Annotated in this window: 6 protein-coding genes; 3 read left to right on the forward strand and 3 right to left on the reverse strand. The window is 40.4% G+C overall.

Annotated elements, in window-relative coordinates:
• Positions 1–433: HAD family phosphatase (locus tag VF500_RS22235; protein WP_330861778.1), on the reverse strand; the 433-nt coding region annotated here is incomplete at its 3' end.
• Positions 434–903: 470 nt separating this feature from the next.
• On the opposite strand from VF500_RS22235, the gene VF500_RS22240 reads away from it, so the two are divergent.
• Together VF500_RS22240 and VF500_RS22245 are read left to right on the forward strand one after the other, a co-directional pair.
• Positions 904–1,098, forward strand: a complete 195-nt coding sequence (locus VF500_RS22240; RefSeq protein ID WP_110587018.1) for a cold-shock protein — start codon at positions 904–906, stop codon at positions 1,096–1,098.
• A 187-nt stretch (positions 1,099–1,285) separates the two neighbouring features.
• Positions 1,286–1,672 carry a YtxH domain-containing protein gene (locus tag VF500_RS22245; protein ID WP_330861779.1) on the forward strand — a complete coding sequence of 129 codons (387 nt, stop codon included), beginning with the start codon at positions 1,286–1,288 and terminating at the stop codon, positions 1,670–1,672.
• A 72-nt stretch (positions 1,673–1,744) separates the two neighbouring features.
• On the opposite strand, the gene VF500_RS22250 is transcribed toward VF500_RS22245, so the two are convergent.
• Together VF500_RS22250 and VF500_RS22255 are read right to left on the reverse strand one after the other, a co-directional pair.
• A complete protein-coding gene (locus VF500_RS22250; RefSeq protein WP_330861780.1) occupies positions 1,745–3,610 on the reverse strand; it encodes a M1 family metallopeptidase in 1,866 nt (621 codons plus the stop codon).
• Between the two features lie 276 nt (positions 3,611–3,886).
• Positions 3,887–4,393 (reverse strand): DUF892 family protein, encoded by a 507-nt coding sequence (locus VF500_RS22255; RefSeq protein WP_330861781.1) that lies wholly within the window; start codon positions 4,391–4,393, stop codon positions 3,887–3,889.
• A gap of 154 nt (positions 4,394–4,547) precedes the next feature.
• On the opposite strand from VF500_RS22255, the gene VF500_RS22260 reads away from it, so the two are divergent.
• Positions 4,548–5,498: a Smr/MutS family protein gene (locus tag VF500_RS22260; RefSeq protein ID WP_330861782.1), complete on the forward strand. Its 951-nt coding sequence runs from the start codon at positions 4,548–4,550 to the stop codon at positions 5,496–5,498.
• Positions 5,499–5,626 lie beyond the last annotated feature (128 nt).

The following is a 5,626-nucleotide window of genomic DNA, read 5'->3' on the forward strand; positions in this document are numbered from 1 at the left end:
GATGTGGTTTACTCAACACTACATCGTCGGCACTTACTATGGCCTTAAAATAATGCCTGATGTTAAGGTTATCCAATACAAAATCAATATTAAAAGGAATTGCCGCCGAGCCTATAGCCATCGGGATTCCGTTTTGATAAGCCTTCTCCAAAAACTCGTGCAAGCCGGGCAAAAGTGCCAGGTGGGGTAAAAACTCGTCCTGGTAACGTTGTTCTTTAAGGAGAGAAAGCCTGTCCATTTCTTCGACGGTAAAACGGTTTGGGCCAAACATACGTACCAGTACTTCCTGGTTTTTACCGTACATCTGTGGTTTTACTTCGTCCCAGGTAAAATTAGCGCCCAGGTCGGTATTTAAAAGGTATTGCCATGCTTTGGTGTGGAACGGCATATCATTGATCATGGTGCCGTTAAGGTCAAATATGAAGGCCTTCATTAGTGTTATTCAATTTTATAAGAAGATACAACCACTTCGCGGTTATTGCTGCAAACTTAACCTTTTTAAAAACTAAAACTCCAGCGGCCCCGTATATTCTTTAAACACATTGACAGATAATTTTTAGTACAGGATAATGTGATGCTGGATGTAGCTGAAAAAGTAAAGTGTGTGGTTTGAGGCTGTTTGGTTGTGAATATTTTTTTAGCGAGCCCCCTGGCCTAAAAGCCGAGGGGCTTTTTTTAATATAAGGGGGGATTTCCTTAACGAGCCGAATAAAAAGCACAGGCAATAGTAAAAGATCCTGATGATATGCTACAGGATCGTCGTTGGGTAATAGTAGCCTGATCGGCAACCTGTTAATGAGTTGATACATCGCTGCTTGTTTGGTTTGAATCTAAATTACCCTTTGGGGATTGTTTGATTACGGTAAATTATAGCTACCTTGGCGGCATTAATAAAATAAAACAATGCAAAATCAAGGAACAGTAAAATTTTTCAATGAAACAAAAGGTTTCGGATTCATCGTGCCAAGCAATGGCGGTCCAGAAATTTTTGTTCATTCAACAGGCCTTATCGACGAAGTTCGTGAAAACGATACCGTTGAATACGAAGTTGAAAATGGCCGTAAAGGTCTTAACGCGGTAAATGTAAAAGTTATATAATTATAATATAATCATTAAGCCTACAGGCACTCAATTTTTTGAGTGCCTTTTTTGTTGCCTTGTTTTTTTGTTAATCTATAGCGTACCTCAGCTTAATATTTGAATGTTACTTTCAAATAAAACTGGCATTGTTGTTGTTTAACCTGTAATATCATAAATCGACTACACATAAAACAAAGAAAAGAACATGAAAGATCAAGCAAAAATTATAGCAGCACTATTGGTAGGTGCAGCAGCGGGTGCGGCTTTGGGTTTATTGTTGGCTCCTGAAAAAGGCACTGAATTAAGGGGGGATATTGCCGACTATATAAACGATTTGGTTGATACCGCCAAAAACAAGGCGCAAACAACAGCCGGAGAGATCAAAGATTACAGCAATAATGTAATTGATAAAGCTAAAACCAAGTTTAGCGGTACTGTTAGCGACCTTTGGGATGCTAAAGATAAAGCTGTTGATGCTGTTAAATCAACAGCTGATGATATTGCAGGCAAAGCAAGTGATGCCGCCGATGAAGCAAAATCAAAAGCGAAGGCAACAGCTAATGACTGGAATAATTCTGTACAGAACGCATAATATTTAGTACTATCATAAAATAATAAAACCCTGCCAACTGGCAGGGTTTTATTATTTACAGGCATTTTTTTATTATTTATTCCATGTATTGTTACTTTCATCAGCATCCATAAATATGCCGCCATCTAAAGTAACTGATTTAATGGCTTTATTGGTTTTGAGATCTACAGCAATTTGCTTTTGATTTTTTTCCCAAACAGCAGGTGTTTGATGAATGCTTTCGGCCGAACCATCTGCATAAGTAACCTTTACATCAAACGGAACCACAAAACCACCTATGTTTTTAATAGTTGCGGTATAACCGCCTGCTGCTTTGGTAACACTCTTTAAAGATAGGTCGATGTAGTAATTGGTGAAGAACCAGTTATTGAAAAACCAATCGAGGTTTTTACCTGTGATATTGCTCATGGAGTTAAAATAATCCCACGGTATTGGGTGTTTACCATGCCAGCGGTCCATATAGCCATGTAAGGCTTTTTTAAACAGTACATCACCCAGCATATCTTTCAGTGCAAAATAACTTAATGAAGGCTTACCATATGAGTTATTACCGTATCCGCCCCTTAGTTCGCTTGAAGGGGTGATAACCGGCTGGTCTTCGGCAGTTGCGGCATCATGGATCCATCTGTCAACACGGAAGTTTTTGTATAATGCTTCGGCTTTTTCTTTACCTACTTCTGATGTGCCTATCAGCAATTCAAAAGTTGTTGCCCAGCCCTCGTCCATAAAGGCATAACGGCTTTCGTTTATACCCATGTAAAAAGGGAAATAGGTATGCGCTATCTCATGGTCCTGCACAAATTGCGAAAAACGCACATCATTAGTGTGGCTGTCGTTTACCATCATCGGGTATTCCATATCTGCAAAACCCTGGAACGATGTCATTTTAGGGAATGGATAAGGTACACCAGGCCAGTTGTGTGACAGCCAGCCTAATGAGTTACGGCCGTTTTGTACAGCATGATGAAAATCTTCTGAGCTATCTAAAAAAGCGGCCTGCATGCTGGCGCGGCGGTTTGTAGCATCATCCACAACAACGCTGGCAGCATCCCATACATAATGATCGCTGATACCTACGGCCATGTCGCTGATATCATTGGCGGTCCAGGTCCAGGTGTTCATGTCTTTTTGAGCGGTTACCTTATGGGCAGCAAGTTCGGCGGCCGATGCAATGTTAATAGTTGAATCGCTGGTGAACGAGGCCTGTAAGCGCTTCGCATATTCTGGCTGTAATACTTCGTCCGGATTTTGCAGGGTGCCCGTAGCCCAAACTACATAGTTTTTTGGTGCGGTAACATGCAGGGTATAATCGTTAAAGTCGTTATAAAACTCTTGAGCGTCTAAGAAAGGCAGCCTGTCCCAGCCATTGTAATCGTCATAAACTGATACCCGCGGATAAAAATAAGCCAGGTAACAAGTAGTTGAATCAATCATGCCTTCGCGGCCACTCTCTTTTGAAATTTCAAAATGCCAGCCAATATCAAGCTTAACCGAATCATGAGGCAGTAACGGTTTACTTAAGCCTACCATTTGATTTGTTGAACCTGATGCAACTTTTTTTGCTTCGCCATTAATTAAGAAGTTATCAAACTGGATGCCTGGTGTAAGATAGTCGGCTGCTGCATCACCAAAACGGGCGGCGCCTGGTTTGTGAATGTTCAGGATCAGCTTCATGTTAAGCCTTTTTAAAGTATCGGGGCTGTTGTTAACATAAGTGATCTGTTCTGTACCCTTTACGGTACGGTTTTGAGGCACTGCTGTAATACTGATATTATAGCGGCCATAATTTTGCCAGTACTTTTTGCCAGGGCGGCCATCAGCCGACCGGGTCTCGTTTTTAAATGCTTTTTGTATATCGCGGGGCATATACAAGGTTTGAGCCTTAACCTGTACAAAAACAATGCAGGATAAGGCAGATAAAATAATGGGTTTGATCATACGTCTTAAATTTCAGTTGCCAATTTAAATCAATTGGATTAAATAACGATATGCGGGAAGCATTAATCAGGAAAATTTAGCGAAAAAACCAGTTGATAAATGGTCTTTTCGCTGTGTATTTGTAACAAAGCTGTCACAAAGTTTATTTATGAATAAATATTTTGCGGTATCGGATATATTTTTTTTTACTTTGTTACCAGTTATTTTAATAGGGGTATTAAATAACTAACATTTAAGCCATCTGCGCTATGCGGATGGCTTTCTTATTTTCTGCCCTTAATCAGCAACGATATATTCCTTGGAAATGAGCGTGAAAAGCTCATCGTTATCAATTGATTCGTCCTTGCATTCGGTAAGCAGTTGCTGTGCCTCGGTATAATTAAGCTGTTTGGCAACCATAATAAGCATATGACATGAGGTTATATTAATATGCTCAAGCAGTTGCAGATACATCATAATATCCATATCCAGCAATACCGGGATGGTCTGCGCTTCGTCAAGGCAAAATTCATCCTTAACAATGGACTTTATAGGGTTACAGTTTTTATCTGACGGGGTTTCCTTGATCAGGGTATAGATCTCATTCATCCGGTTTATCTGCTTTTTGATATCATCCCCAAACTCCTGTATGGCTTGCTGCAGTGCTGTAAATGAGGCGAGGCTTTTCAGGTGTTCAAGGTGCTTATCGAGGTAGCACTTACCAAAATAAATTCGGTTTAGGTTGTGGACAAATACCTGTTTTAATAAAACGGCATCTAATGTTTTAGGGGTACTGTTGCTCATGGTATCAAGTTAAATGTATGTGTTTAAAGTTGATGTTTCTTAAAAGCTGTTAATCATATAATTACCAATAAAACTTACTTTAAAGATAAGTAAGTTTTATTATCGGGGTGGATGTGCCCGGATAAATTAACTTTGCACAGTAATAACATATGCTATGAAATATAAATTAGGCGATTTTGTTCGGTTTGTTGATGAAAAAATGGAAGGTTTTGTTACCCGCATCATCGATGAGCAAATGATAGGCGTTACCGGCGACGACGATTTTGAAATCCCTGTGCTTGCCAGTAAAGTAACTTATGTACATGGTTACCAGCCGGCCGGAACAGCTAAAAGCACCAGTATCACAGATGAAAAGCCTGTTCCTGCAGGCGAGTTTGTAAAAAATGGCGTTTACATTGGTGTAGTTACCGATGCCAAAGCTAATTCAGTTGTGCATTTTCATTTGATCAATGAAACATCGTTCCAGTTGCTGGCTACTTTAACAACCGATAAGCAGCAGGTGTTTAAAGGCGAATTTGCCGGGATAGTAGCACCTAAATCAACCGAAAATATTTATTCAGCCCAACTGGCCGATCTGCAGGTTTGGCCTAAATTTATTCTTAGCGTTTTATTCAGCACTAAACAAAACGTTGAGCCACCGGCACCATTAGCTGTACATGAAAAGTTTAAAGCGAAAGACTTTTCGACCACTAAAAAGAACATTCCGCTGCTTAACCAGCCGGGTTGGCTTATCAGACTTGATGAACCAGAACTGGTTATAGATGCTCAAAAACTAAAAGAAAGCTTTTTTGAAACGCCCATCGAAAAAGTAGTAATTGAAAAACCTGTTAGCGAAGTTGATCTGCACATAGAAAAGCTGCGCGATGACTACCAGTTTTTGACCAGTTCGGAGATCATGGAGATTCAGCTGGCTCATTTTCATAAAGCGCTGGATGCAGCTATTGTTCATCAGCTGCCCGATATTACTTTTATACACGGCGCGGGCAACGGTACATTACGTAATGAGCTGCACAAACAATTAGGCAGGCATAAAAAGGTGCAAACCTTTATGGATGCCCGTAAAGAGAAATTTGGCTACGGCGCTACCAAGGTACTGCTGAAGTAACGGTTAACGTCCCTTCGGGGTCTCTCGCAGTTTTAAGTTAACCCACAAAACGCCTTGCTGTTTTTTAATCGGCAAGGCGTTTTGTTTTGCCCCTCTGGGGCAAAGGGTATTTCTATACTTTTTTATGC

This window comes from Mucilaginibacter sp., from assembly GCF_036383575.1.
Taxonomy (GTDB): domain Bacteria; phylum Bacteroidota; class Bacteroidia; order Sphingobacteriales; family Sphingobacteriaceae; genus Mucilaginibacter.

Bases quoted from the DNA above. Each gene is read 5' to 3' on its own strand.
- VF500_RS22255 (WP_330861781.1), bottom strand. From the start codon at position 4,393: ATGAGCAACAGTACCCCTAAAACATTAGATGCCGTTTTATTAAAACAG.
- VF500_RS22260 (WP_330861782.1), top strand. From the start codon at position 4,548: ATGAAATATAAATTAGGCGATTTTGTTCGGTTTGTTGATGAAAAAATG.
- VF500_RS22250 (WP_330861780.1), bottom strand. From the start codon at position 3,610: ATGATCAAACCCATTATTTTATCTGCCTTATCCTGCATTGTTTTTGTA.
- VF500_RS22245 (WP_330861779.1), top strand. From the start codon at position 1,286: ATGAAAGATCAAGCAAAAATTATAGCAGCACTATTGGTAGGTGCAGCA.
- VF500_RS22240 (WP_110587018.1), top strand. From the start codon at position 904: ATGCAAAATCAAGGAACAGTAAAATTTTTCAATGAAACAAAAGGTTTC.